We start from the raw sequence: 25,170 nt of genomic DNA, 5'->3' as shown, positions 1-25,170 counted from the left end.
ATAAAAAGCATACGAGACCGGTCAAGGAGCGGAGTCTCAGTTAAGTGCCATCTTTGACTTACACCAGTACGACCTATGCGAAGCGAGGGAGTGATTTTCAGCCCTTGCTTTTTTTCTGCCAAGCGTCACATTCTCTCAGGGGTCAGAAACCCCCATTTTAGGGCACATGTTGCGGCGGGATAAAAAGCATACGAGACCGGTCAAGGAGCGGAGTCTCAGTTAAGTGCCATCTTTGACTTACACCAGTACGACCTATGCGAAGCGAGGGAGTGATTTTCAGCCCTTGCTTTTTTTCTGCCAAGCGTCACATTCTCTCAGGGGTCAGAACCCCCCATTTTAGGGAAGATGTTGCGGTGGGATAAAAAGCATACGAGACTGGTCAAGGAGTGGAGTCTCAGTTAAGTGCCATCTTTGACTTACACCAGTACGACCTATGCGAAGCGAGGGAGTGATTTTTTTCCCTTTTGTGTTAGGGGGTAAACGATTGCTCAGGTAACTTACTGCAACCCCAAAATGACAAAAAAATAATATAGCTGCTTCTCTTATAAAGGGTGGGGACACGTAGCCCCCCGGGAGGAGCCGTATGATAAATGATCCCAAAGTATGTTTTTATATAGGTTTTTAGGGGGGAGTAGGGGAGCAGCAGTCGGATACTGTGCCACTCGAGGGTGTGGGTAAACGATTGCCCAGGTAACTTACTGCAACCCCAAAATTCAAAAAAATAATATAGCTGCTTCTCTTATAAAGGGTGGGGACACGTAGCCCCCCGGGAGGAGCCGTATGATAAATGATCCCAAAGTATGTTTTTATACCGGTTTCTAGGGGGAGTAGGGAAGCAGCAGTCGGATACTGTGCCACTCGAGGGTGTGTATAAACGATTGCGCAGGTACTTACTGCAATCCCAAAAATGATAAAAAACATTGCCGGAGCGTATGGTGAAAGGTAGTTGTTTTTCCATTAACTTACCAGATGAGGCAAAAAGGAAAATAAAAATAAGCTCAAACATGATGTATAAATATACTTTTTTTTTGGAATACTGTAAGTATCAGCTTGCTGCTTCTTATAGTATTCCAAAACGATTTTGGAAAAAAGCGAGTGAATCCATTGCAATGCAAACAAGGTTTATTTCGACTTTTGAAAAATGGATCGAGTAGATAATTAAGGTAGTCCAAAGTTAACTGGAGGTGGTGATCGGCAAAATACGTTCAACACGATTGCTTTTACAATTGTTCAATACTTTAAGGTGATGATCACAACGAATTCAGGAAAGAGGGATCATAAAAATGAAATCCAGATGGATACTACGCGAAACCGAAGATACCCAAGCCGAGAAGCTGCAGCGCCTTCTTTCCGATACAAGAAGACCGATTTCCATGGCGGGAGCACGGATGCTGGCTGCTGCCGGACTGCGGGAACTAGACGATGTTGCGAGATTTTATAAACCATATAAAAAGAGTCTCAGTGATCCGTTTTTGCTGTTGGATATGGAAAAAGCGGTGAACAAAATTATGGAAGTGGTCGACAGGGGCGGAAAAATCGCCGTTTACACCGACTACGACGCGGACGGAGTAACGACCGCAGCGCAGTTTAAGAACTGCTTTGCCATCATGGGCGTTCAGGTCGACGTGTTTTTGCCCAACCGTTTCCAGGAAGGCTATGGGCTGCATGTCGGTAAGCTGAAAGAGGAAATCATCGGCAAGTACGATCTGGTGATCACCGGCGACACCGGAATCCGTGGGAACGACGGTGCGGAAGCGACTATGAGATCGGGGTTAACAGAACTGATCATCACCGACCATCACGATCCGGTCGAAGGCAGAATCCGAGACCGAATCCTTCAAAAGACGGGAGAGGACATAGACCTCAGCGGTTGGTCCGTGCAGCAAATTGAGGACAAGCTCAAGGAACTCGACATTGTTCCGAAGAACTGCCGAGTGGAGGTTGTCGGGGAGGATTATATTGCCCTGCCGTACGCGCATGCGATCATTAATCCGAAACGCCTTGGGGATCCGTACCCGTGCAAAACGCTCTCCGGGGTGGCAGTGGTGTACAAGCTGTTCCAAGCGCTGTTTCAAAAACGCGGCATCGACGAAATGAAGCTGATCATGACCTTAGACAACGTCGCCGCCGGACTCGTCGCCGACATGGTACACCACATCGACGTCCGTCACAATGAGGATGGCGTAGACATCCTCGATTTTGAAGTGCGCAGTATGATCCAGTTCGGGATCCGGATCATTAATGATGCGCCGAAGGTGTGGGTGCGCTCGATTTGCGAGGTCATGAACCTAAATGGAAAACTCGACGAAGGGCACCTCGGCTTTAATATCGGTCCGATGCTCAATGCCCCGGGCAGGCTGGATGATCCCAGACCCGCCTATGAACTGTTAACCGAGACCGACCCGGAAGCCTCACTGGAGCTGGCGGACAGGTGCAAAACGTACAACGATACGCGCAAAGCACAAATCGAAAGTGCGGTTAAGCTGGTCAAAGAAGAGTGCACCAGCGATTATGGCGTATTTATCGCCTCCGAGCACTTTCACATCGGCATCGCGGGGCTGGTCGCCACCCGCTTTAAAGATTTCTTTTACCGACCGACGGTCGCCGTCGCGCCGGTGATGAAGAACGGGAAAGAGGTGTGGAAAGGATCTGCCCGTTCGATTCGCGACATTCATATGCTGGACGTGCTCGATCAAGTGAAAGAAGATATCGGACACTTCGAGTACGGCGGTCATGAGGGTGCTGCCGGTCTGACGCTGTATCCGGAGCAGCTGGAGCCATTTGGTAAATCATTTGCCGTACGCTGTCAAGCGTACGGCGAGGAGACGTTCATCAAAACGTACGAGTATCACGCCGAGGTTGCCCCGGAAGACATCACATTTCAATTCTACGATGAAATAGAAGGACTGAAACCGTATGGGCAGGGCAACCCGAAGCCGGTGTATCGCTTGAACGGGGTGACCGTGCGGTATATTGATCCCAAAAAGAACGGCGGGCTTTATCATTTTTATTCCAAAGCTGAAGGGAGAACGTATCAGTTCAAAGGAAAAGAGTGGAATCGCGGTGCCGAGATCATCCCCAAATGGCAGGAACTATCGCTATCGAAAAGTAAAATCGCTAAGGAAAAGGGACTGCCGAGCGAAGATGTCTACGCTGACGTTCTTTTCAATCTAACCGTCAATGAATGGAATGGTGAAAAAAAACTAGAACTGGATATTGTCGATATCAAATACTACTGAGTGGAGGAAGGTCAGCCGTTTTTATTGAAGTTGATGAAGTTAAACATATGTAAACCAGAGCTGGTCCGGTTCATTCAACTTTTTTTAAAGTTATGCCGGTGGTGTCGCGGTACGCTTGAATTTTATGTTTGTGATACAACTTTCCAGTAATATTCTTACGGAAGGAAGTAGCCTTGTACACCTCCCTGTAACGAGATCATAAGAATGTTTTTTAGGATTACTGAAGAATTAAAATTTAAGCAAAGAAGTTGAAGTAATCCGGAGGAACACCAAGTTCATGATGATCGCAGAAATATGCGAACATGCACTGCTTTTTGCTTTGTACTACGGCTGGAAAATCACCGAATCAAACCGGAATAAGGCGATAAATAACCAGGACAGTGACATGCTATAATGGGAATATATGTTTGATTAGGACGGTGACCACGATGAGTTATCCGCAAGAAATCGCTATGCGATGCGGAAAAGGGCATTCTATGCAGACAGGGCAAAGCAGTCCGACCTCATGACTGCCTACGAACAAGTGAAAAAAGAAGCTTATGATGAAGCCTACAAACAAGCCTACAAACAAGCCTACAAACAAGCCTACGAAGAAGCCTACATCGAAGGTCAAATCGAGAGCCGGGTCGAGTTTATCCTCGAATGTTTGTCCGGAAAAGGCGAGATCAGCCCGGCGCTGGAGCACACCATCCGCAGCCAGCGAGATAACGAGACCTTGCGGAATTGAATTAAACTTCGCCGCTGCCGTCCAGCACGTAGATGAGTTCGAGGAGCGAAAATGACGATGAATCGTGAAGAACTAGCCGCTATAGTCGGGGAATTATCGAAGGTAAGCGATGGTATGAAATCGCTGGAAGCCGCAGTCGATCGGTTGGACGATAACCTTGATGGCAGGGTCGATGGCGTCGATAGTAGCGTTGATAGGCTGGAAACATCTTTAGACCAGTTCATCATCGATCAGCGCCGGATGAACAACGAATTGCGCGCTAATATGCAAACGATTAGCGAAGACTTGGACGCCTTTAGACAGGAGATTCGCGATTTCAGCGCTGAACTGCGTAATGACAAACGTGTCTACCGTGCCTATGGACGCCGGACGTTAAGCAAGGAAGAGGTGCGCGAGCTGGTCGCCAAAACACGCGCAGGCTTATCGGATGGTGGCGAGGGTCTGAGCGACGAAGATGTATTGTTCCATTTCGTAATCAAGAAACGAGGCGAAGAAAAATGAGCGACCTTAAGCCTGCCAAGGATATGGTTGAATTGGATGGACGGTTTCAGCGGCTCATGGAACGGGCAAAACAGCTGGGCGGCGACACCATGGACCAAATCCACGAGGCGATCATCCAAACGGCGCTCTGCCTAGGTAAAATCTTCGAATACGCAGGCAAGATTAGCTTTTACCGGGATCAAAATGGTCTTATGGTGCGCGAATATGACGATGGCAGGGTCGAGGAGGCAAAATCGCCGTGGGTGTTAGTCGTAGAGCGGGTCGAAGAAATCGTGGCAGAAAAAGAGTCGCAGCGGATGCCCCTCGATAATTTGCTGCAACTGGGCGATGGACTCAGCGACGAGCGGCGGAAAGAATGGGCGGCAGATATGCAGGCGTCGCGTGGTGGCGTAGATGAGCCTGCTATAACGGAAGAGCAAAAAGAGAAACTCGGAAAGGCTGTTTTTTTTCACCCAAGTGTGTTGAAACAAATAGAAGAGTCCGATCAGGAATCCGATGAGGATTTAATAACCACCAAGGAAGCGTTAAAGCGTGTGGTCCGGGAGGCTAAAGAAAGACAAAAAGATCATTATCGCGGTTACAGCGACTGCTTGGAGGATGACAAAGAAGATGACGCGTGATGACGAGGAAGCATTTAAGAGAATGTGCGATGAGATGGCAGCGGACGTGGTCGATCAAAAAAGACCGACCTGGGAAGAAATCGATCAGCTGGAGCCCGATGACGAGCCGCTGACCGAAGAAGAACTTCGCCAGTTAAACAGTGATCCGGAGTATATGACGGAAGAGGATGTAAAGCGCGAACTCGGTCTGGACGATGACGAGAAAAAACTTAGGAAACTTTGTGAGGAACTGACTTCAGACGAGTATATGAGAAATAAGCGAGAACAATCGATGCAAGCGGTGGAAGAAACGATGCGCGAGATACTTGGCGATGAGTATGAGGACGACTGGGAGATTGTGATGGACGATGCTGACATAGAAGATTTTGAGAACGATCCCGAGATGCAGACAATGGTTGAGCAGTCGGAAGCAGACAGCGCTACCGGTCGGGGTCACTCCAGGACGGAAGCGTTACAGATGCTTCGCGGCGACGATGAAGACATTGGCGACCTGTTAGAACGAAACCCGAGCATCCAAGGCAACATTGAGCGCGCCAAGGAGAGCATTCGGGAGGGGCGCGTGCTTACATCAGAGGAAGTTGATCGAATGAGAGATCGGGGTGAAACACTTGCCCGTAAAGAAGACCTTGAGCGGATGTTTGGCACGCTGACCGAGGAAGAAGCGGTGAAGCTGAAAGAAGACATCAGGCGGCAACGGGAGGCGGATTGGGATGGATCTTGAAGAAATCCAGGAAGCGCTGAAACAAATGTCGGTGAAATTACGTGCGGAACTGCGTGAACGTGGCGCCGGGTATCTCGTCTACGTGCGGGATAACGTGATCGTCCGGGAATACTTCGATGGCACGATCATCCCCTCGGATATTGCTGAAAAACTCAAAGGCGCGACGACTGAGCAGGACGGGGAGCTGACGCTGTACAAGATGCTGCTCCGAAATGACCCGAAGCTGACGGCGGATCGATTCACCGTATTAAAGAACGATGCGGAGATCAAGGCGCATTTCGAAGCGCTGATCGGGGAGACGGTGGATTGGGATGAGTGAAGGTAAACGTGAAATCGATTGGGACGAAATCCGGCAGTTGATTCGGAAAACGGGGGAGTATGCACTTGCCCAGATCGAAGACCCTAACGGCTACATCGTGTATAAGCAAGACGACGGGCAAATCGTTCGAAAATACAAATCCGGCAAAATCATCCCGATCTATGAGGATCGCGATGGACCTGGGGGACGTATAATTGAGGCGCTAGAGTGCGAGTGGTTTGAGCAAGGATATGCCAAAGGGTACCAATCGGGGATTACTGATCGTGCCATTGACGCGCTGACCAAGAGGGGGAAGTCCATCGATGAGATATGCCAGTTGCTGAACATCTCCCGGTCCGAGCATGATCGGTATTTGCGCCGAAAAGAAGAGAGGGAGCGGTCATGATGCCGATCCCTGATGCCGGATTTCACTTAATGGGCGCGGGCTTGCTATTTTTCATTTGGCGGTACATGCGGAAGTAATTTCGCTAACTCATCGTCGGAAAGAAGGGTCACTTCGGATATGAGTTCAAGATCGTAGCCTTTTTCCAGCATTTTGGATGCGATCTCACGCTTGCCCTCAAGTTTACCTTCAAGCATACCCTCGTGCTTACCTTCAAGCATAGCTTCTCTTGCGCTCTCTCGTAACGATGCTTCGTCGCGAGCAGCCTTATCTCGTTGTCTTCCTTTTTCTAACAGCAGCTGATGCACCAAATCCGAATCAGCAATACCGCGATCCACGACCATTTTCTTTACCATATCCACGTGCCGCAAACTGATTTTTGACGGCAGTGCGATGAGCGTTTCGGTCGGTTTGTGGTTAAAGACATGCCCTACGTCCGTATCGTGCTGCTTGAAACCCAGTGTCAGGAGTAGGTGTTGAAGGTCAATGAAGGAAATCTTTTCACTGCCGCCAGCAGGTACTTCCGACTCGATCTCCGCAAACAGGCGTTCAAATTCCTCTTCCGTCTCGATATATTTCGCCGTACCGGCTTCACGGTTCCGCTTTGCCGACCGTAGCTGCTTCAGCACGCCCTCGTCGTTTTTTATCATATCGACGATGACGTTGTGTTCGATGATTTTCATTGTTTGCCTCAAACCGAGATTGTACACGACCAAAAGCATTAGATTTTCCAGCTCTTTTTCCGAGCTCAACAGACGACCATCGCGCATTTCAAACTTCTCGGGGAGGTAATAATCCCGCATTTCCCACGTCACGGGCTGCGGCTCGGGCTTAAGAGTCAGCACCGGCTTGTTTTTTTCACGCTCGTAGTCCCACCGGTAAGTCATTTCCACGCGTTCCAGCGTAAAACCAGAAAAGTTCATCATGTACTCGATGCGTTCGCGATCTTCTATCTGCATTCGCTTAAAATATTCTTCAAAGGTTGGCTCAATCATGGCGTTCCCACGTCCCTTCGCAATCCGGACACTGCCAATGGGTTGTCCGATCCAATTTGAGGTCGTACAAGCCGATTCTTCGTTTAATAAAATACGGCGAATTTGCATGCCGCCGTTTTTCTTCGGGAATCGGGTCGCCGATCAGATCAGCGCCGCAGTGGGGGCACAGCTCGACCGGTCTTTCGGGTTTCTCCTCAATCATCTTGATCAACTCCTCGATTTTTCCGAAGGGTCGCAATCGTGTCGTTTAGCGACTGGAGAATAGTTGGCAAAAGCGACGTATGGCTGCGAATTTCGTGCAAATCGGCTTTGAGGCTTTGAACATCCGATTTCAGGCTCGCCTGTTCGGGCTCGTTCTCTTTGGTTTCCGTGATTTGCTGTGGCTTTTCTTCCATGGATCTACCTCTCCTTACTTGTTTCTTCTATAATATCATCCGATCAGTAGCTCATCGAGTTGGCAATGCGCAGCAGTACGTCCTTCGGATTGCCGGCGATGCCATACATTTTAGAGTTGACCCACAGCGCGTAAAACACCCCATTCCGATTAAATTCCAGACTGCACGATTCAACCACAAAACCAGGCTTGGGAGGTCGGACGTATCGGAAGAACGCCGGCTCTCCGCTCGCAAGTTTTAACCGTGTATAGTGTGGATTGCGGTCATAGTTGTAAACGTATGGTTTGGGAAAAACTTCAACGTGGAGATAGGCGCCGACGAACTCGCGGCGTTGGAAGTTCACCGATAGCTGATGCTGCGATGGTATGTATTCGGCGGTGATGTATGGATTGCCTGCTGGCACCCAGTTGGGGAGCGCTACTCGGACGTTGTTTTCTTCGCTGAATTTTTCCACTTCATGTAGGATTTGCCGCCCGTAGACCGGTGTGCCCGAAAATTCGATCACAGGAGCCGTGGTCGGCTCGATTGCCCCGGATTGGAAGGGCACATATTTGATGTTAGCCGACTGGTACATACCGTCTTTTTTCTCGTAGCCGATGACCAGCTCACCTATAATATGAAGAAACGAGACGTGACCGCCAAGATAAGCACGCAGCTCTCCGCCTGCAATCTGATAATTAAGATATTCGTCACTGAACGCGACTTCAGGATAAAGATCCTCTTTCTTCATCTTTAATTTTTCGATTCGCTGGACCGATACGGTTTTTCCGTTAATCAGGACCTCGGCGAGTTTAGTGGTTAGTTTGCTTTTGACGTTTTTGTGTGCGATCGCAACCGGATTATCAACGAGCACTTCGTGGTAGCAGCCGCCGCTCTCTTTAATCGGCTCTAGGACATGAACTTCCTCTTGTTTCGCCCCAGTGCGTTCCGACAGCGTCAAATAGATCACAATTTCCTTTATATCGTCGTTATTGATATCCACGTAACTCATCCACGGAGCAAATGCCGGCTTATCAATATTTCGCCAGTACGGAAAAGACAGCGTGCAACCGCCTGTATCCAGTTCAAACTTATCGTATATCCCCTCCACTCCATTATGATGAGCAAGCAGTTCCGCATGGGCTTCTTTGCTCTCGGCGACCTTCTGTTTGAGCACGGTAGGTACCAATGGCTCCGCGGCAGCCGGAAGCGACGATACCATCAACAACCCGCACACGACCATCCATCCCCACGATTTCATCCGCATCATCCAACCACATCTCCATCTTTTTTCTAATTATTTTTCCCAACGAAATGCGAATGTATGTACCCCATTGGCAGCATTCAGCGCGTCTGGCTTCTTTATTTTTCATTATGTTATTTTACTTTGCCCCAATGTTACCGATCAGGGAAATCAGACGACGGGAGACTACACCGCCTCTCGGAGGTGGTCAAACATTACGTGTCGCTGTTCACGTTATCTGTTGTGAAAGGCGCAGGGCTTTTCCTTTTCCTCTTCGCATAATATCTATCTATAAGGGGGGAGCATTGTTGAAACCATTTAAGAAACCTGCGGTTGAAGAAGCAGAAACTGATGTATGGCAATGCAGCAGTTCAAGCTGTAATAGCTGGATTCGGGCTAATTTTACTTTTAATGATGAGCCTGCTTGTCCTCTGTGCGGGTCGGCAACAACTAAAGGTACTAAAATGCTCCCTGTGATCGTGAACCAAGCCAAAGAGTTACGCCAAACCGAAAATAACTGGCGCAAGAGTCACCGCAATATCCTGTGAGATCGTCGTGGCAGTCGGCGAAGCGAGTGCCCCTCAATGGCGGCGCCCAATTGGCACATGACGATGGCAAGTTGACCAAAAACCCAAAGAACCGCGCTTAATAATGCGCGGCTCTTTGGGTTTCTTTGAGCATTTGGTAAACTAAGATCCATTATCGCTCCAACGTTTCAATCCACTCCCGAAGGGTGCGATACCGCTCGTGCCCAGTGGATCCACACAAGCACTTGTACGAACGGCATTAAGCCTGTGATTTACATAGTCAGTATAGTTAAGATCAAAAAAATTCCAAGCCCGCAGAAAACTTTTTACAAGTGTCGGGCGAGCCGTCTCGGCGTCACATCAACATGATATCACGCAATGGTGGAAGCTGGTCGCATAAACACGGATCCCGCTGGGATGGACAGGCAGTAATAGATGTAGCCCAAAAAGCGGCTGGAGGTTTTCACCTCAACCGCTTTTTTTTGTCTTAATTTGCTTTAGTCATGTTTACAATCCGCAAAACTTTATCAACGACTCTTGCTGCTGTTGCAATCACGTCAGCCTTAATCTCAGAGTTGTACACGTCGATGATGATCCAGCCTTGATGTCGGATGTAACTTTGCCGCGATAAGTCGATGACCTTGTTGTCTGAGTGTACCTCGACTGCGATCTTGTACTTTTTGAACAAGATCGCGTAATCAACCCAGCAACGGTCAATGCTTAGTTGATGCCCGGATTCCTTGATCCCGACCGCCCGCAGTCGAGGCTTAAGCTCTCTGCCTAAGTCCATCTCTAGAGAAGTTGGTCGGGGTGGTAACAACCATTCCTCTCCACGGGTGTTGTGATAGTCGGGATGTATCGTCGGCTCCGTCTTTCCGACTTGATCCCAGTTCTTTTTTTCGTTCTGGTTGTTGTTTTGGTTGTCGTTGTTTTCTGGATCAGAATGCTTTACTGTCATTTGACCAAACCTCTCTCTGAGTGATAGTAGTAGTTGGAGCGCGGTTCTTGGGTCGGACCTCTCTGTATATCTCTTTATACACCTAGTACACCGCATCCGCCGTAGTTGTTTATCACCCGGAGAAGAAATACCTTCCTTTTTTACTACCCTCCTTTTTTAACACCCTTCGATATTTTACCCGGCTTTTCATCTCCTGCTATAGCCTATGCCCGCCCAAAAACGAACATGATGGTATTTTCAGAGTTTTTTTTCATTTTTTCAAAGAGCTTGTCCGTTCTTGTCCACCTTATAAGTTCAGTATTTCTCCAAAAATATCCAAATGCCAGTAAAATAAAACATGTACCACAAGCTTTTACTTTCATAATGACCAACTAAATATTAAAAGCTTCAGGAGAGCTCACAACAACTAAAATCCTAAAACCAAGGAGGAGAAACCAATGTTCGTGATCGATTTCATAAAAATTGGGTGGGGCTCGTATTGTAAAGTGTGGATTAACAGCTCTTAGCCCAGGAAAAAGATGCAAATTTTCTGAGTTCAGTTTGTAAACGTAAAATGCAGACTGGTTCAAGTGACCGTCGGCATCACTGTTCAGAATTATGGATAAAATTTCCGCTATACGGAAATCGACGCCTCGTTGATGCGCTTCCTTATGCTTTTTCTGTTGGGCAGAAAAAAGTGTAAGAAACGTTCCGGAATGGGCTTCTTGCGTGTGTGCGCAAGGATGACTTGTTCTAGCCGCATGACGAACAGTGAGCCGAAATGGATGATTGAACGCGCCACGGTTTTGCCGCCTGCGGCTCTATCACGATTTATCGAGGTAGAGCCGCAGATAAGGATACGAAGTCGTATTTGACGCGGCTTTTGGAGTTGATTTTTAGTCGGAACAAATTTGGAAAAACGTGAGGATAAAGCTGTACGTCCAGCGTGATGAGAGGGGGGAGAGTGATGAATGAGAAACAAATGGAACAGCTGCGGCGTGCTTACTCGGATCGCCCGAACTTTGATGGTCGCCACTACACCGGCAACAAAAAAAAACCGGGCACCGCGATCAGAAAATCGCAGAAACAACGCGGGATTGATAACCTGAGCCGGAAGGACCGGAGATCGCTTTTGGCACTGTTTCATGAGGTTGATAATATTTTTGGGTCGATTAACATGGCAACGAGCGCCACGCGGGACGACCATGTGACCAAAAGTGAGTTTAAGGTGAAGGGGGAGCTGCGCTACAAAGCGATGGTTTTTAGTGACAACGGCTATAACACGTACCGAAAACGCGTACGAAAATTTATCCGGTACTGCCATGCTCAACATGCCGTCGAGCACCTACGCGATATTAAGCCCCACATGGTCGGCGGCTTTATCATGTCTTTGCACGAGCAGAATCTGGCTGCCAAAACCATCAGCAACTATATTAACGGGATCCAGAAGCTGGCGGAAGGGACTGTGAAAGATGGCATCAAATCGCACGCCAAGCTGGTAAATGATCACCATAACCAGATGCGTAAGCCCTATAACAAGGAAGACTACCGGCGGGGAAAAAAAGGGGGATACACACCACGAGAGGGTCAAATCATCTCGAAACATGTGCACGGAAAAATCAGCCCGCTGCATGGCGTGATGGTAGAGCTACTGTATCAATCCGGTCCGCGCATCGACGAGCTGCGCGGTATCAAATGGCGGCAAATCGACTATGAGAACAAATGCATTTGGATGACTGACAAAAATCAGAATAAAAACGGCAGACCCCGGATGCTGCCAATCAGTGACGAGGTGGCTGAACAACTCCAAAGCATTCGGGACAGTGGTCTGCTGCCAAAAAACCACACAGAGGACAGCGCAATTTGGGGCAGTCGAATGAGCGAGGATGACATTCGGAATGTCATAAAGGATGGCTGCCGATGGGGGCACGTCGGGTACGGCGGTGCTCACGATTTCCGGCGATCTTGCTACTGGTACCAGACAAACAGGATCAATAAGGAGGGATGGTCAAAAGAGAGATTAGCAGAAAAAATTATGGAACACGTATCGGCAGATCACAAGCTAAACCCGGTGGAGGCTAAAAAGGAGTACGCTCGCGACGAGACAGGGCGGTTTATTTGGCAAAGAAATGCACAGGGGAAAGCCGTCAGAAAGATTTTGGTCCCACGGTTGGATGAGCACGGAAATCAGGTGTATGTCCTCAAGTGGACCATGGAAGAGCTGATGCAGCTTCCACGGCAGCATCTGGTTGACCGATACATTGCCGAGGTTTTTGGGCACTCACGCACTTCGTCGACCAATCCGTACAAAGGGTGAATTTTTTTGTTGTCGGCAGCAGAAGTAACCGCGACCGCACGGTTTTCCGCCCTTGAAGAAGGGGACGCGTATCTTAATGGGATTTGAAATTGCATTTTTAAAAAAGCAGTGCTTTTGAGAATTATTAACTCTAGTTTCGCAGCACAAATTTGGCACTAACGCCTTGATATAGCTGGGTAAACCTGAAATCCATTCATGCACTTGACTTAAAACAGCAGACTTCTGCCGTTTGGTCTTGGTTTGAGAAAGCTCAAGGAAAAAGCTGACGATTTGTTGTAACGCCATTTTCAAATCCAGATCTCGGACTTCATCCGAAAACAGGAAGAACAAGCCGCCCAAAGAGCGTTGATCCTGATGCTCACGTCGTTCCCATTCCATCAACTGATATCGGGTAAAGACAATGGTGGTATGGCTGATCAACATGTCAAAAGAGCGCCCTTGAAACTCGGTTCCCAGCTTCAAGTAAGATTTGGTGAACATGAAGAAAGTTTCGATGCTCCACCTCATGCCGTAAATACGGACAACTTCTGTATCCGTGAGCTGAATATCCGTACTTAAAATAGCCAGCCATTCCCTACGGCAATTACGGTTCTGTACGAAAACCAACTTGATCGGTAATCCACAGTCGGTTCGGGCGATAATCGAACCTAAGACCTCCGATTTGGAAGATCGGGGAAGCGCGGCGTGTAATTCTTTCAGCGTCATTCGCTTGTCGCCTACTCGGTAGCGCTGTTTCATATCTTTAATCATGCCAATGACGTGTGAGCCCTTAGACATTAGCGCGCGTAACAGCGGAGCTTGGGTAAACCAGCTATCCATCAAGATAAAATCCGCTGCAAAGCCAGCCTTAATTGCACGATCCAGCAGAGCCACAACCGCATCGGGTTTCCGAGAAAATGCTTCGAGACGCCGCTTGTAGCCTTGCGTACGTTTGGATAACTGTTCCTTCATTTCACAGAAACGATTCGCTAGCTTAGCCGAACTGAGCATGACAAAATCGATGGGAGCAAAGCTGAACCCATCCGACCACAACGAGGGTCAACATGTTGTAACCACGTACGAAACGACCGGTGGTATGGTCATGAACCCGAGCCAGCAACTCCGCCTTTTTGCAGCGATTCCGCTTTAAAACGGAATCGTCTACGATGAACACACGAACTCGTGAAGCGGAAGTTAGAGATTCAAAGCGCTGAATAACCTTCAAACTTAACGTCTGAAAGAAGCGACGCCAAGCAAAACCAGGATGATTCAAGAAACGATAGACTACATCTTTACCTGGCAGTGTAAAACGGCTGCTTTCAAGCAGACGAGACCAACTGCGCTGCTGGAAAATTAATGTGAAAATGAGCTGGAAAACGGAAAGAGCCGGAAGACCAAACGTTTTGCGAATGCCAGCCTGACGAAGTAAATGTCCAATTTTCAGAGTAGAAAACATGGTTGAAAAACGTTCTTCACACTTTTCAGATAGGGAGTTGTGGTGTAACATAGGGTTACGCACCTTTCTGTTTGGAATGGTAAGCTCGACACTTCCATTTTACCAAACGTGAAAGGTGTTTTTCTGTCAAGTTTGCTAATTTTATGCCACAATCCCAGTAACATCAACATCTATGCGCATTTTTCAAGGTGCGAAACTTGAGTTATTAACTTTTATAAAAATATAAGAATTTTTAAATGGAGATCTTATTACTTCAGCGCCGTACCCACTGGCAACGTGGTTACGGGCAGTTTAACGCAATATTAGCTTTATATTATGATACGGTTCACTGCAATGTATCTAAGCACAAAGTACAGTTTGACCAGAAAATCACATCTATAAATAAAGACAAAGCCACTCCTAACAATGGAGTGGCTTCTTAATAAAACTTTTCTTTTATTACCAAGTACTTCACTTCTCCCGTTATCAAGTCTCGTTTTCGTCGATTACCGATCCGTCAAGATGAACTTCATTTATGATAGGGGCAATGAATGTTGTAATGGGGGAAGGTGGACCGCCCTGATCACCAATAAAAACAGTGAAACCATCTGCCATTCCAGCAGCAGCTGTCAAAAAATAATTATGTCTTCTTCCAGATACATTTTTATCGACGCATATAAAAGTTGTTGTCAATGTGTTTGTTACATTCGTAACTGGGGCAGTTAGTATTTCAGTAATGTGTCCTGAATCGATTACAGTACAAAGTCGGGTTCCCGTCAAAGGTGCATCACGCCAAATACTAAATTGCATTTGTTGGGAAGCAACTTCGATTTGGGGAACAGCCCCTGCAAATGGGAAGCCGAAAGTCCAAACTATCGTAGCCTTCAATTCCTCGCGGTCATCAGAATTGATGCGTCGTAATCTTACTTCGACTGGTAATGTAATTTCAGGACCAAATGTGGCAGGTATTGTTGGTAAGGGGGTTGTTACAATTGTAAACCCGGGTACCATTGGATCAGGTACTTCTACTGCGTCATACCATTTAAGTAATCGTTCCACTTTATGATGTCGACGACGACGACATCTGTTTCTTTTCAACAAATAAACCACCTTCTTTCCAGGTTGAATCTTTGATATTCTATGTTGTCCAGTAAGGTGGAGGTTGTGCAAAAAGCACGGGCGAAGTGCCTAAATTATTAGTAGCTGCCCTTATTGGGGAGTATTAGCAATAATTAAATCCCTTCATTGAGCATCATTACAAAGGCTGGCGGTAGTTCCGTCAACTTGTATTGTTGCCATAGGATTCTTGATTGGGTTGTACGCTTCGATATTTAAATGACCTTCATTGCGCTAACGGATACGAGAATGCCGATACAACAATAAGAAGCTACTGCGATACGAATGGCATTTTCCCGATCTAAAACGAACGGCAGCTTGCTTCGTTGATGGCGGTTCAAAAAATGGATAGAGGGGTAGCTAGAAAACAAAAAAGTCCAGGATTATTGAATTCCCGGACTCGCACGCGATATTGTCTTATTAGGAACAAACGTGACAAAAAACGTTCGAACCCTTTATCACGAATCCATTTCCGTGAATGCAACAAAATAATCTTCGCATTTTTTGCAGTACACGAGTAATTCCAGATAAAGCTTGAACTCATCACGGCTACATTTACAATTGCGTTCTGTATCAAGATGGTTCGCTTCACAGATGCACACCTCTTCTCTAACATAATTTTTATCTCCTGTCAGTTCGCCTTCTGATTTACAATAAGGACAGGTCCACCACACCGTCATCACACCCCCCATATTCATTTCTTTGGGGGAAAATAATAAATCTCCTTTAATTATTAATTCTCTTCCATTGTTGTCTTCCGGCAGAATCGCGCGTCGATGAGCTGTATGTTTTTACCTGAAGGTGCCTCCCCCTAGGGGATGGATCAAATCGCGCTAAAAGGTGCCGGTGGTGGGGGGTTATACCTGATGCTCCAGATATAATTCCAGCGCCAAACAAAAGACAGTCGATCGTTTTAGATTCGTTTTCCTGCAATATTCCTCAAGGCGTTCAAATAGTTCTGTGTTTAGCGAAATCGCAGTCACTTTAGCCTTGGACACCTCAGTTTTTTTTACCACATAATGTTCCGATGGAAAGAATTTTTCAAGCGGGTTAGGGCGACCAGGTGTATTAGAACCTGATAATACCTTTTTCAACCGATTATCCTCGTTATCCAACATATCCATATTTATGCTCATGCTTCTACCTCATTTTGCTTCAGAGCAAATGTGATACGATCACTAACGGCGCGCATGTCGTTCATGACATTTTCTGCATATTTGTTATGAGTGCGATTGAGCATCACTCCATCGTTTTTGGTAGTAGTCACCGTTTTTGAATAGCGGACATTGCCTAAAAACTTAGTTTCCGGCACCCCCAGGTTGATAAACGATTGTTTCATTTGTTGGAGTTGCGCGTTTGCTTTAACCCCCAGATCGACTTTATTGAATACAATCCCATAATCGATTGAGAACCCGGCAAGCTGGTAATCTGTGATGATTTGGCAGCAACGGTAGGCACCGTTCACTGCGTCTTTATCCACTTCGCAAGGAATAACACAATAATCAGACGCAGCAATCGCGTAGTGGACTAGATCCGTCGTTGCCGTGGGGTGCGAATCGATAACGATGATGTCGAATAGCTTTTTGAGCGGCTCAATTTTGCTGCATAGTGTCTGCAGTTGTCTCACCTTTGGGATATTTTTATTGACCCAGTCTGAAAAACTGCAGATACGTTCGTCAGATGGGATATAGTATATGTTACTGTCCTCAAATTGCTGGATGACCTCGCTGGGTTTTGCATCGCCGATAAACCAATCATATGCGCTTTTGTCAAATGAATCTCGGTCGCGGAAAAATCCTGTAGCAATGGAGCTATTTTCGCACATGTCAATGATGCATACCTTTAATCCCAACGCATCGGCGACAAGAGACAATAGCTTAACGATTGTACTTTTTCCTACGCCACCCTTAATGCTGAGTACATTGATAACTTGTCCAGTCACAAAATCCCCTCCCTTTTATATTCTTTATAATTGTTATAAAGCTATAAATATCCTTTAAAGTTCCAGAGGGATTTTTTTGGTGTAATGTTGCTGAGCAAATGAACCGCCTAAACAAAAAAAGTCCGGGGCTTATTTAGTCCCAAACTTTTCTTCATACATCTGCACACGCCGATAAAAGGTGTTCTTCTTCACGCCCAACCGACGCATGGCTTCAACCGCGGTAGTTTCTCCAAGCTTCCAGATTGTATAGATACGACCAAACTCATCGCTGAGCTTGACTTGTGGTCGACCAAACTTAACACCATTTTGGAGGGCAACCGCAATGCCTTCCACTTGCCGCTGCTTCATCTTCTGCCGCTCCTGGTCGGCGACGTAGGAGAGAAGGCTCAGGAACTGATCTTCCATTAATCTTCCAAGGTCACCCATGCTTTTAAACTTGCGGCTGTCAAATAACGTTTCGTTTTCCAGCACGACAATGTCGGCGCCAATCTCCCGAGTAATCTTCTTCCATTCTTGGATAATACCATCGTAGTTTCTCCCCAAACGATCCAGCGCATCGAGGTAAATTAAATCGCCTTCTCGGATTACGAACTTCATGGCTCGGTATTGAGGTCGATCAAAATCTTTCCCAGATAATTTATCAATGAAGATAAAGCGATCTTCAATGCCCAGTTTCTTCATCTTAATAAGTTGCCTTTCGATCGATTGCTCTTTTGTAGAGATGCGTATATAAGCTAATTTAATTTTCGATCACTCCTTTCCCATTAAAGTGTAATGAATTGGTGGGACGTGTCAATAAATTGTTTATGGTATTTTTGGGACAAGAAATAACAAGCTTAATTAGCGTGTCATAAAAGGTTGGTTTGTGAAACGCAAATTTGCGCCGTGCTGACTGGCAACCTTGTTCATATTACAATTAAGGTTACGGGTACGATAGCTAAATACAGAATGGCAGTTTGTTGTGTTACTGTGGGGGATTTCTGTGGAATTTGGTACTTTATTACATTTGCTAATAAGTAATTTTTACTGTTAAGATAGTGTTGTACAATTCATGATAAGGAGGATAGTATTGTGCGCATTGCAGCTTCACAATGGGGAGTTAATTTGTTCTTTATCGCTTTAATTAGCTTTATGATTATTATTGCAATGAATCCGGGTGTGTTTTCCAACCTCGGTGTATTGGACAATACCCTTTTGCAGTCGTTCAAGACGATGTTCATCAGTATATTTCTTGAGGCATTTCCTTTCATTTTGTTCGGCGTACTCATTTCTTCATTTATGCAAATTTTCGTATCGGAGCAGTGGATTCGAAAGTGGGTTCCAAGCAATCCGATTCTAGGGATTTTGTTCGGGTGTTTGCTTGGCATTATTTTTCCCATGTGTGAGTGCGGCTTGATTCCTGTCGTTCGAAGGCTGATTGCTAAAGGCGTGCCACTGTATGTCGGGGTCGTGTTTATTATTGTTGGTCCCATTGTTAATCCGATCGTATATGCTGCCACCTATACGGCTTTCCGAACCAAACCCGCAATGTTGTATTCGCGAATGGGGCTTGCTTTGGCGGTCGGTGCGGTCATCGGTTTCTTGGTGCATCAATTCGTCCGTAAAAACCAGCTTAGAAACAGCAGGGAAACGATGATTGTTGCTGATGGAGCAAGTATGGAGCACAGCCATACCCGAGGCGGCAGACTGCTTGCAATGGTGGAGCATGCGGGAAGCGAGTTTTTTGAAACCGGGAAGTTTTTAATTTTTGGGTCTATGATTACGGCAGCCATTCAGGCTTATGTACCGCGAGGCTCTCTAGTGGACCTCGGACATTCTCAGCTGGGTTCGCCGCTGTTTATGATGGGCTTGGCATACATAATGTCGCTTTGCTCCACATCCGACGCTTTCGTAGCTTCATCCTTTGCCAATACGTTCTCGTCCGGTTCGCTGATCGCATTCATGGTATTCGGTCCGATGCTCGATTTCAAAGGCAGTTTAATGCTTCTGTCCGTATTCAAAACCAAATTTGTCTTACTGCTTGCCCTGCTTATTTTTGCGTTGGTATTTACCGGTTCGATCCTAATTCAAAGTCATGTGCTTCATTATTGAAAGATTGCAGGAGGTACGGAAGGTGTATAACATGCAGGAAGACAGGAATTATACGTTACATTACCTGCTGAGGGCAGGAATCATGGTGGGACTTTCCTTTTATATCTCCCACTTGGTGAAATCGGAGCGGCTGTTATATTACATCGCACCCCAGATGACCATTTATGTTAAAATCGCCGCTATCCTTCTTTTTCTTATTGCGGCTTACCAGGTTGTTCTGGCATTCCGCTCCATGGGGGGATTTATAGCGCAAGCTTGCGGCTGTGAGCACTTGCCGTCCCGTTCGACAGTAATGAACGTTCTTATTTATACCATGTTTCTGTGCCCGCTGCTGCTTGGCTTCCTACTTCCTGACAAGGTAATGGGGAGCGATGTCGCTTCGCTGAAAGGAATGAATTTGAACGCGAGCACGGTACAGAAATCTCCCCCTTCGAGCGCCGTTGCGGAATCCAACCTTCCGGTTGCAGGACCGACCGCTCCGGCTCCAGCTGTAGTTGCAGTTGCATCCACGGATAAGGTTTCTGATTCCGAGGACATGAAGCTGAAGGAGCTGTTCAAGTCCGACAAGTTTACCGAGGTGTACGCCAAACTGGGAATGCAGCTGTATAAAAAGGATACGATCCAAGTAAAAGAGCAGGGGTTTATGGAAATATTGACTGCTGTAGATTTGTACATGGACGCATTTGTCGGGAAAAAGATGGAGATCAGCGGGTTTGTGTATCGTGAGGAGGGCATGCCCCAGAACCAGTTTGTTGTCTCCCGGCTTGCGATGTCGTGCTGTTCGGCGGATGCGTCCCCTTATGGAGTCCTGGTGGAGTCCCCGATTGCAAAGGAATTTACGAAAGACACGTGGGTAAAGCTAACGGGAGTGATCGGTAAAACGACACATGATGGCAATGAGATCATGAAAATCGATGCGAAGAGCATCGGTAAGATCAAGGCATCCGATACTCCGTACGTATATCCTTACACGGATGAATTTGATAAATTAATCAATTAATCAATACATTAAAAATGCGCGAAAGAGCCGCGGTTAATTAGTTAACCGGGCTCTTTCTATTTTGTAGATTGCACATATTGCTCCAGTACCAATCCCTTTTTTACCATATCGAGAGCTGCCTCACGACCGACATACCTGATATGCCAGGGCTCGTACTGATACCCGGTGAGCGACTCGCTCCCTTTCGGATACCGGAGGATAAAACCGTATTCGGCGCTATGCGCGGCGATCCACTCAGCCTCCGCTGTACCGTCGAAGCAGTCCGCTGCCGCACACTTGCCGTCCTTTCCGGATAGGTCAATAGCCAGCCCTGTCTGGTGCTCACTCGTTCCCGGGAGCGCGCTGTAGGTCTGTGCCTTGGCTGCGCCATCCTGCTTGGCGTACTGGCTGAATACAGCCTGCTGAGTACTAAATGAACGGAAGGCGGAGACACCGGCAAGTGCTATACCGTCCTTTCGGGCTCCGGCAAACAATTGCTCCAGCGCGGCTGCCGCTTCTTTACGCATCATACGTTTCTCAGTATGCTCCTTGAATAGAAAAGGAATGTTAGGCTCTGTGAGATCGTCCGGTTTATAACCGGTAGGAAGCATATTATGCTTATTTACGAGAACGAGAAAATCATTTGGATTCGTGACGAGTACAGGAGTTGCATTAATGGTTTCGTTCTTTGGGTTAAGTGACAAGGTATCGATTGTTTGCTTGGTTACAACAGAAGAACCGGAGACGACGGCGGGTTGTTCCTTAGCACATCCTGTTGTTATCGCAAATACCATCGTCAGAACACAAAAATAAGCGAACAATGTTTTCATTTTCATGAGATTTTAACTGAGTCCTTTAGGATTTCAAACCATTTCGCATAAAACGTTCCAATCATGTAGCAGCCGCTCTTCGTCCAGATCGATGCCGATAATAACTAGATATGGGCTGCCGGAGAAAGCTGTGGTCTCCCAATACATTCGCTTGCCTGCGTACTGGAACAGGTGGGGCTGACCAGTAGGCGGCAGAGTTACGTAGCCCTTTGCACGAAGCAGCAACTCCCGCCTTTGGTGTAGAAATTTTTCAAGCTTTTCTCGAGTCGGCGGGTTGGATTCAGTCCAGGGAAGCATCATAGTTCGAACGCGTGAGTAGCTAGGTTCAGGATGCAGATGCTCATGCTCGCGGATAGACCTTTTTACGACGGATAGTGCGGAGCCTCTGGCGAGACGATCTCCTGAAACTGCATTGGCTGCATTGGGCTCAATTCCATGGAACAATGGATCCATGTCGACTTGGCTGTGAGTCGTATAGGCAATACTGCACCGATCGTTTTGCTTACGAATCGCTTTTTCGATCTTCTGAAGGACTGAAGGGGAAACAAGATCCGTTTTGTTCACGATAATAAAATCAGCGGCTTCTATCTGACGGCGTAAGGTGTGAACCAACTGCCGATCGGAGGAAAACACACTATTGTAATCGAGCACATTTTCTGCATCAAGCACAGTGATAATTTGCTTTAGACGCATCGAGCGGAGTAGTCCTGGTTCGGTCAGGGCATCGGCGATTTCTTCAGGATTCGCCACACCGGTCAGCTCGATGAAGATGACATCAGGTTTTTGCGGAAGCAGCCGGTTCAGGGAACTTGCGAGTTCGCTCTTTTTACTACAGCAGACACAACCGTCGAGAAGCTTCTGAATGTTGGTATCATCGAACTCGTTCACGGTGAAACCATCAACGTCCAGTTGTCCGAGCTCGTTCATCAGGATGCCAGGCTTTACTCCTCTTGCTTTTGCTTCTTTCACCAAACGAAGCAGTAAAGTTGTTTTCCCGCTGCCTAAAAATCCGCTCAAGACCACAACAGGTATACGCATAAATTCAGTCCTCCCATTTTTTCATTTTGCTTAAGAGTAATAATTACGTATAAATATCTTACTACAGATACTTAACTTCCGACAAATCCAATGTTTTCGTCTTTAAATAGGCATTGACAATAAGCAGAAATAAAGATATTCTTGTTCAAGGTCATTAAAAGTAATTATTACGATTAATACCGAATCATTCTATCGAGTTATTGGAATTGGCTGCTTGAGGAACTCCGATTAAGCAGTTTATTTTATGATTGATAATCGTAAAAATTACATTTTACTAAAGAGCAAAGTCCATTTTATTTTGAAAATAAGGAGGCAAGATCCGGATGATTGCAGCATCCATGAGCGATGTTATGTTTGGCTATTCCGACACCCCGTGTTTGGAAGATGTAAATTTACATATTTTATCCGGTGAATTTGTGGCTATCACCGGACCTAACGGCGCAGCCAAGACGACTCTGCTTAAGCTTATACTTGGATTGCTTGTACCATGGCAGGGCAAAGTCCAATTGCGCGGCAAGGGGATGGATGTCATTAAGCCGATGATCGGGTATGTTCCTCAGCAGATCGCGGCGTTTAACAGTGGCTTCCCAAGCAAAGTCTTGGAATTCGTTCGTTCAGGACGTTATTGTACCGGTTCATGGTTTCGCAGGCTAACTAAAGAGGATTATGAATTGACGGAAAATGCTCTACGGCAGGTGGGCATGTGGGAGCTTAGAAATCGTAAAATAGGAGAATTGTCAGGAGGGCAGAAGCAGCGAATCTGTATAGCTCGAGCGATCGCGCAGCAGCCGGAGTTGCTTGTGCTTGACGAACCGACCACCGGAATGGACCTGGAAAGCCGCATAGGTTTCTATCAATTAATGGCACATCAGGTTAAAGAAGAAGGTATGACCGTGATCATGGTAACCCACGGATTGGAGGAAGTCCGTCCGTTTCTTGACCGGATCATTCAATTGGAGCGAAAGGAGCATGGGAGATGGAGATGCTGCACTACGACTTCATGCAGCGGGCATTTTGTGCCGGTGGAATAGTTGCCTTGATTGCATCCGTGTTAGGTGTATATTTGATGCTTCGAAGACAGGCGCTGATGGCTGATACGCTTTCCCACGTTTCATTGGCAGGGGTAGCCGTGGGATCGATCCTGCACATGAATCCGTCGGTGACCGGATTTCTAGTTGCCATGCTTGGCGGCATAGCCATTGAAGTTGTTAGGCGATCGTACCGCGCTTATAGCGAGATGTCGATTGCGATTATCATGACCGGTGGATTATCTACAGCTGTAGTGTTGATGAGCATGAATCAAAGCCTGAATAAAGGCTTTTCAGCCTATTTGTTCGGATCTGTGGTTGCGGTTAGCGGCGAGCAATTGTGGATGATGCTTGGCGTTTCGTTGATCACTGGCATTTATTTTATCCTTCTTCGCAGACCGCTTTATCAAATTACCTTTGATGAAGAAACGGCAATAACGAGTGGACTTCCGGTCAAATGGATTTCAATGTCTTTTAGCGTGTTGACGGGTATGATCGTCGCGGTCGCTATGCCGGTGGTTGGTGTCCTGCTCGTTTCGGCGCTTATTATCCTGCCTGCCGCGCTGGCGATTCGTATTGCTTCTAGCTTTGCAGCAGCAGTCGTGATCGCCATGATGATAGGCGTTAGCGGCGTTTTTTCCGGTCTAGCCGTATCCTATAAGTTAAACACACCGCCTGGCGGTACGATTGCGTTAGTCTTATTACTGATCCTCCTTACAGGTTTAATGTTCAAAAAAGCATTAATGAAGTATCGAAAAGCAAGAGGGAAGAAGCAGGAAGAGCCGGTGAAGGAATCGGTTATTCAAGTGGAATCCTTAAGCTTTCGCAGTGTAAATAAATAAACTTAGGAGGAATCATTATGGATTTCAGCATTAACAAAGCTATCATTGCTTCTGCGGTAATCAGTCTCACCCTTATTGGATGCAGCGCGGTCACAACGAATACAAGCAGCCCAAGCGGAGAAAAACGATTGAAGGTAGTCACGACATTTTATCCGATGTATGAATTCACCAAACAGATAGCAGGTGACAATGCGGATGTCATCGCTCTAATTCCAGCTGGTGCGGAGCCTCATGATTGGGAGCCAACAGCTAAAGATATGAAGCAGGTCCAGGAAGCCGACGTCTTTGTTTATAATGGGGCAGGCGTTGAGAATTGGGTAGACAAAGCGTTAAACAGCATCAATAAAGAGAAAGTCGCTGTTGTTGAAGCCAGCAAAGGTATTGAACTGATGGAAGGAATTGAAGAGGACGAAGAAGATGGGCACAAAGCAGAAGCGAAAGCCTCGAAGGAACCCGAAAAGGTGATGGATCCTCATGTATGGCTTGATCCGGTGCTTGCCCAAAAAGAGGTTCAGTCGATTGAAGCAGCCTTGGAAAAGGTAGATCCCACACATTTGGATACTTACAAAAAAAATGCAGATGCGTATATTACCAAGCTGCAAGAGCTTGACAAAGCGTTTAAAGACGGGCTCTCGAATGTAAAGCGCAAAGAATTTGTGACGCAGCATGCGGCTTTCGCTTATATGGCGAAGCGATACGGTCTGACACAGGTTCCGATCGCCGGTCTTTCTCCAGAGGAGGAGCCGAAGGCTGCCCAAATGGCGGAAATCATCAATTTTGCCAAAGAAAATAAGGTCAAAACGATCTTTTTCGAGACCCTTGTAGCCCCAAAAGTCGCTCAAACCATCGCCAAGGAAATTGGTGCGAAGACATCGGTATTGAACCCCATCGAAGGATTGACCGATGAGGACAAGAAACAAAAGCTCGATTATATCGGAATCATGAAACAGAATATGAATGCACTTAAAACGGCTTTGAACGAGTAGCT

Annotated in this window: 25 protein-coding genes and 1 pseudogene; 14 read left to right on the top strand and 12 right to left on the bottom strand. The window is 46.8% G+C overall.

The window, feature by feature from the left end; all coding sequences use genetic code 11:
- The first annotated feature begins 1,283 nt into the window (after positions 1 to 1,283).
- From FPZ49_RS26630 to FPZ49_RS26600, 7 genes are all read left to right on the top strand, one after another.
- Positions 1,284 to 3,239, top strand: a complete 1,956-nt coding sequence (locus FPZ49_RS26630) for a DHH family phosphoesterase (RefSeq protein ID WP_144852898.1) — start codon at positions 1,284 to 1,286, stop codon at positions 3,237 to 3,239.
- A gap of 505 nt (positions 3,240 to 3,744) precedes the next feature.
- Positions 3,745 to 3,966, top strand: coding sequence for a hypothetical protein (locus FPZ49_RS26625; protein ID WP_261381639.1), 222 nt, complete (start codon positions 3,745 to 3,747; stop codon positions 3,964 to 3,966).
- Positions 3,967 to 4,023: 57 nt separating this feature from the next.
- Entirely contained in the window at positions 4,024 to 4,467 is a 444-nt protein-coding gene (locus FPZ49_RS26620; protein ID WP_144852894.1) for a hypothetical protein, read from the top strand.
- On the top strand, positions 4,464 to 5,087 hold the full coding sequence (locus FPZ49_RS26615; protein WP_144852892.1) for a hypothetical protein: 624 nt from the start codon (positions 4,464 to 4,466) through the stop codon (positions 5,085 to 5,087). The genes FPZ49_RS26620 and FPZ49_RS26615 overlap by 4 nt, the downstream gene beginning before the upstream one ends.
- Positions 5,077 to 5,808, top strand: coding sequence for a hypothetical protein (locus FPZ49_RS26610; protein WP_144852890.1), 732 nt, complete (start codon positions 5,077 to 5,079; stop codon positions 5,806 to 5,808). The genes FPZ49_RS26615 and FPZ49_RS26610 overlap by 11 nt, the downstream gene beginning before the upstream one ends.
- Positions 5,798 to 6,127, top strand: a complete 330-nt coding sequence (locus FPZ49_RS26605) for a hypothetical protein (RefSeq protein ID WP_144852888.1) — start codon at positions 5,798 to 5,800, stop codon at positions 6,125 to 6,127. Before FPZ49_RS26610 ends, FPZ49_RS26605 begins: the two co-directional genes overlap by 11 nt.
- Positions 6,120 to 6,512 carry a hypothetical protein gene (locus tag FPZ49_RS26600; RefSeq protein WP_144852886.1) on the top strand — a complete coding sequence of 131 codons (393 nt, stop codon included), beginning with the start codon at positions 6,120 to 6,122 and terminating at the stop codon, positions 6,510 to 6,512. Before FPZ49_RS26605 ends, FPZ49_RS26600 begins: the two co-directional genes overlap by 8 nt.
- Positions 6,513 to 6,556: 44 nt before the next feature.
- On the opposite strand, the gene FPZ49_RS26595 is transcribed toward FPZ49_RS26600, so the two are convergent.
- Genes FPZ49_RS26595 through FPZ49_RS26580 form a run of 4 tightly spaced genes read right to left on the bottom strand, consistent with a single transcriptional unit; the run spans position 6,557 to position 9,148 of the window.
- Entirely contained in the window at positions 6,557 to 7,504 is a 948-nt protein-coding gene (locus FPZ49_RS26595) for a hypothetical protein (protein ID WP_144852884.1), read from the bottom strand.
- Entirely contained in the window at positions 7,497 to 7,706 is a 210-nt protein-coding gene (locus FPZ49_RS26590) for a hypothetical protein (protein ID WP_144852882.1), read from the bottom strand. Before FPZ49_RS26590 ends, FPZ49_RS26595 begins: the two co-directional genes overlap by 8 nt.
- The gene (locus FPZ49_RS26585; RefSeq protein WP_144852880.1) at positions 7,699 to 7,899 is read right to left on the bottom strand and encodes a hypothetical protein; all 201 of its coding nucleotides are present in this window, start codon (positions 7,897 to 7,899) and stop codon (positions 7,699 to 7,701) included. Before FPZ49_RS26585 ends, FPZ49_RS26590 begins: the two co-directional genes overlap by 8 nt.
- Positions 7,900 to 7,942: 43 nt before the next feature.
- The gene (locus FPZ49_RS26580) at positions 7,943 to 9,148 is read right to left on the bottom strand and encodes a hypothetical protein (RefSeq protein WP_144852878.1); all 1,206 of its coding nucleotides are present in this window, start codon (positions 9,146 to 9,148) and stop codon (positions 7,943 to 7,945) included.
- A 281-nt stretch (positions 9,149 to 9,429) separates the two neighbouring features.
- On the opposite strand from FPZ49_RS26580, the gene FPZ49_RS37060 reads away from it, so the two are divergent.
- Positions 9,430 to 9,669: a cold-inducible protein YdjO-related protein gene (locus FPZ49_RS37060; RefSeq protein ID WP_315899208.1), complete on the top strand. Its 240-nt coding sequence runs from the start codon at positions 9,430 to 9,432 to the stop codon at positions 9,667 to 9,669.
- A gap of 466 nt (positions 9,670 to 10,135) precedes the next feature.
- Here FPZ49_RS37060 and FPZ49_RS26570 read toward each other — a convergent pair whose 3' ends face one another.
- Complete coding sequence (locus FPZ49_RS26570; RefSeq protein WP_144852876.1) at positions 10,136 to 10,606, bottom strand: hypothetical protein; 471 nt, start codon at positions 10,604 to 10,606, stop codon at positions 10,136 to 10,138.
- A 946-nt stretch (positions 10,607 to 11,552) separates the two neighbouring features.
- Here FPZ49_RS26570 and FPZ49_RS26565 point away from each other — a divergent pair.
- A complete protein-coding gene (locus FPZ49_RS26565) occupies positions 11,553 to 12,902 on the top strand; it encodes a tyrosine-type recombinase/integrase (protein WP_186446119.1) in 1,350 nt (449 codons plus the stop codon).
- Positions 12,903 to 13,034: 132 nt separating this feature from the next.
- Here FPZ49_RS26565 and FPZ49_RS26560 read toward each other — a convergent pair.
- The 5 genes and pseudogenes from FPZ49_RS26560 to FPZ49_RS26540 all read right to left on the bottom strand — a co-directional run.
- A pseudogene (locus tag FPZ49_RS26560) lies at positions 13,035 to 14,388 on the bottom strand (IS4 family transposase); the annotation flags it as partial.
- 414 nt (positions 14,389 to 14,802) lie between these two features.
- The gene (locus tag FPZ49_RS26555) at positions 14,803 to 15,414 is read right to left on the bottom strand and encodes a hypothetical protein (protein ID WP_144852872.1); all 612 of its coding nucleotides are present in this window, start codon (positions 15,412 to 15,414) and stop codon (positions 14,803 to 14,805) included.
- 875 nt (positions 15,415 to 16,289) lie between these two features.
- Complete coding sequence (locus tag FPZ49_RS26550) at positions 16,290 to 16,568, bottom strand: hypothetical protein (RefSeq protein WP_144852870.1); 279 nt, start codon at positions 16,566 to 16,568, stop codon at positions 16,290 to 16,292.
- Positions 16,565 to 17,374, bottom strand: coding sequence for a ParA family protein (locus FPZ49_RS26545; protein WP_144852868.1), 810 nt, complete (start codon positions 17,372 to 17,374; stop codon positions 16,565 to 16,567). The genes FPZ49_RS26550 and FPZ49_RS26545 overlap by 4 nt, the downstream gene beginning before the upstream one ends.
- A 129-nt stretch (positions 17,375 to 17,503) precedes the next feature.
- Complete coding sequence (locus FPZ49_RS26540) at positions 17,504 to 18,118, bottom strand: recombinase family protein (RefSeq protein ID WP_144852866.1); 615 nt, start codon at positions 18,116 to 18,118, stop codon at positions 17,504 to 17,506.
- 327 nt (positions 18,119 to 18,445) lie between these two features.
- Here FPZ49_RS26540 and FPZ49_RS26535 point away from each other — a divergent pair, with 327 nt between their 5' ends.
- Positions 18,446 to 19,465, top strand: coding sequence for a permease (locus FPZ49_RS26535; protein ID WP_144852864.1), 1,020 nt, complete (start codon positions 18,446 to 18,448; stop codon positions 19,463 to 19,465).
- Between the two features lie 31 nt (positions 19,466 to 19,496).
- The gene (locus FPZ49_RS26530) at positions 19,497 to 20,465 is read left to right on the top strand and encodes a TIGR03943 family putative permease subunit (RefSeq protein ID WP_144852942.1); all 969 of its coding nucleotides are present in this window, start codon (positions 19,497 to 19,499) and stop codon (positions 20,463 to 20,465) included.
- A 56-nt stretch (positions 20,466 to 20,521) separates the two neighbouring features.
- On the opposite strand, the gene FPZ49_RS26525 is transcribed toward FPZ49_RS26530, so the two are convergent.
- On the bottom strand, positions 20,522 to 21,280 hold the full coding sequence (locus FPZ49_RS26525; RefSeq protein WP_144852862.1) for a M15 family metallopeptidase: 759 nt from the start codon (positions 21,278 to 21,280) through the stop codon (positions 20,522 to 20,524).
- 27 nt (positions 21,281 to 21,307) lie between these two features.
- Positions 21,308 to 22,312, bottom strand: coding sequence for a CobW family GTP-binding protein (locus FPZ49_RS26520; RefSeq protein ID WP_144852860.1), 1,005 nt, complete (start codon positions 22,310 to 22,312; stop codon positions 21,308 to 21,310).
- A gap of 323 nt (positions 22,313 to 22,635) precedes the next feature.
- On the opposite strand from FPZ49_RS26520, the gene FPZ49_RS26515 reads away from it, so the two are divergent.
- From FPZ49_RS26515 to FPZ49_RS26505, 3 genes are read left to right on the top strand one after another with little or no spacing between them, the layout of a single operon-like run.
- On the top strand, positions 22,636 to 23,343 hold the full coding sequence (locus FPZ49_RS26515) for a metal ABC transporter ATP-binding protein (RefSeq protein WP_144852858.1): 708 nt from the start codon (positions 22,636 to 22,638) through the stop codon (positions 23,341 to 23,343).
- Positions 23,289 to 24,182 (top strand): metal ABC transporter permease, encoded by an 894-nt coding sequence (locus FPZ49_RS26510; RefSeq protein ID WP_144852857.1) that lies wholly within the window; start codon positions 23,289 to 23,291, stop codon positions 24,180 to 24,182. Before FPZ49_RS26515 ends, FPZ49_RS26510 begins: the two co-directional genes overlap by 55 nt.
- A 17-nt stretch (positions 24,183 to 24,199) precedes the next feature.
- Positions 24,200 to 25,168, top strand: a complete 969-nt coding sequence (locus FPZ49_RS26505; protein WP_144852855.1) for a metal ABC transporter substrate-binding protein — start codon at positions 24,200 to 24,202, stop codon at positions 25,166 to 25,168.
- Positions 25,169 to 25,170 lie beyond the last annotated feature (2 nt).

It is taken from the genome of Paenibacillus cremeus, from assembly GCF_007786445.1.
GTDB lineage: Bacteria > Bacillota > Bacilli > Paenibacillales > NBRC-103111 > Paenibacillus_G > Paenibacillus_G cremeus.
This window is presented reverse-complemented; position numbering and strand designations above follow the sequence as displayed.

Excerpts from the sequence above, each read along its gene's own strand:
- FPZ49_RS26630 (WP_144852898.1), top strand. The coding sequence starts at position 1,284 with ATGAAATCCAGATGGATACTACGCGAAACCGAAGATACCCAAGCCGAG.
- FPZ49_RS26625 (WP_261381639.1), top strand. The coding sequence starts at position 3,745 with ATGACTGCCTACGAACAAGTGAAAAAAGAAGCTTATGATGAAGCCTAC.
- FPZ49_RS26620 (WP_144852894.1), top strand. The coding sequence starts at position 4,024 with ATGAATCGTGAAGAACTAGCCGCTATAGTCGGGGAATTATCGAAGGTA.
- FPZ49_RS26615 (WP_144852892.1), top strand. The coding sequence starts at position 4,464 with ATGAGCGACCTTAAGCCTGCCAAGGATATGGTTGAATTGGATGGACGG.
- FPZ49_RS26610 (WP_144852890.1), top strand. The coding sequence starts at position 5,077 with ATGACGCGTGATGACGAGGAAGCATTTAAGAGAATGTGCGATGAGATG.
- FPZ49_RS26605 (WP_144852888.1), top strand. The coding sequence starts at position 5,798 with ATGGATCTTGAAGAAATCCAGGAAGCGCTGAAACAAATGTCGGTGAAA.
- FPZ49_RS26600 (WP_144852886.1), top strand. The coding sequence starts at position 6,120 with ATGAGTGAAGGTAAACGTGAAATCGATTGGGACGAAATCCGGCAGTTG.
- FPZ49_RS26595 (WP_144852884.1), bottom strand. The coding sequence starts at position 7,504 with ATGATTGAGCCAACCTTTGAAGAATATTTTAAGCGAATGCAGATAGAA.
- FPZ49_RS26590 (WP_144852882.1), bottom strand. The coding sequence starts at position 7,706 with ATGATTGAGGAGAAACCCGAAAGACCGGTCGAGCTGTGCCCCCACTGC.
- FPZ49_RS26585 (WP_144852880.1), bottom strand. The coding sequence starts at position 7,899 with ATGGAAGAAAAGCCACAGCAAATCACGGAAACCAAAGAGAACGAGCCC.
- FPZ49_RS26580 (WP_144852878.1), bottom strand. The coding sequence starts at position 9,148 with ATGATGCGGATGAAATCGTGGGGATGGATGGTCGTGTGCGGGTTGTTG.
- FPZ49_RS26570 (WP_144852876.1), bottom strand. The coding sequence starts at position 10,606 with ATGACAGTAAAGCATTCTGATCCAGAAAACAACGACAACCAAAACAAC.
- FPZ49_RS26565 (WP_186446119.1), top strand. The coding sequence starts at position 11,553 with ATGAATGAGAAACAAATGGAACAGCTGCGGCGTGCTTACTCGGATCGC.
- FPZ49_RS26550 (WP_144852870.1), bottom strand. The coding sequence starts at position 16,568 with ATGAGCATAAATATGGATATGTTGGATAACGAGGATAATCGGTTGAAA.
- FPZ49_RS26530 (WP_144852942.1), top strand. The coding sequence starts at position 19,497 with ATGCAGGAAGACAGGAATTATACGTTACATTACCTGCTGAGGGCAGGA.
- FPZ49_RS26525 (WP_144852862.1), bottom strand. The coding sequence starts at position 21,280 with ATGAAAATGAAAACATTGTTCGCTTATTTTTGTGTTCTGACGATGGTA.
- FPZ49_RS26520 (WP_144852860.1), bottom strand. The coding sequence starts at position 22,312 with ATGCGTATACCTGTTGTGGTCTTGAGCGGATTTTTAGGCAGCGGGAAA.
- FPZ49_RS26515 (WP_144852858.1), top strand. The coding sequence starts at position 22,636 with ATGATTGCAGCATCCATGAGCGATGTTATGTTTGGCTATTCCGACACC.
- FPZ49_RS26510 (WP_144852857.1), top strand. The coding sequence starts at position 23,289 with ATGGAGATGCTGCACTACGACTTCATGCAGCGGGCATTTTGTGCCGGT.
- FPZ49_RS26505 (WP_144852855.1), top strand. The coding sequence starts at position 24,200 with ATGGATTTCAGCATTAACAAAGCTATCATTGCTTCTGCGGTAATCAGT.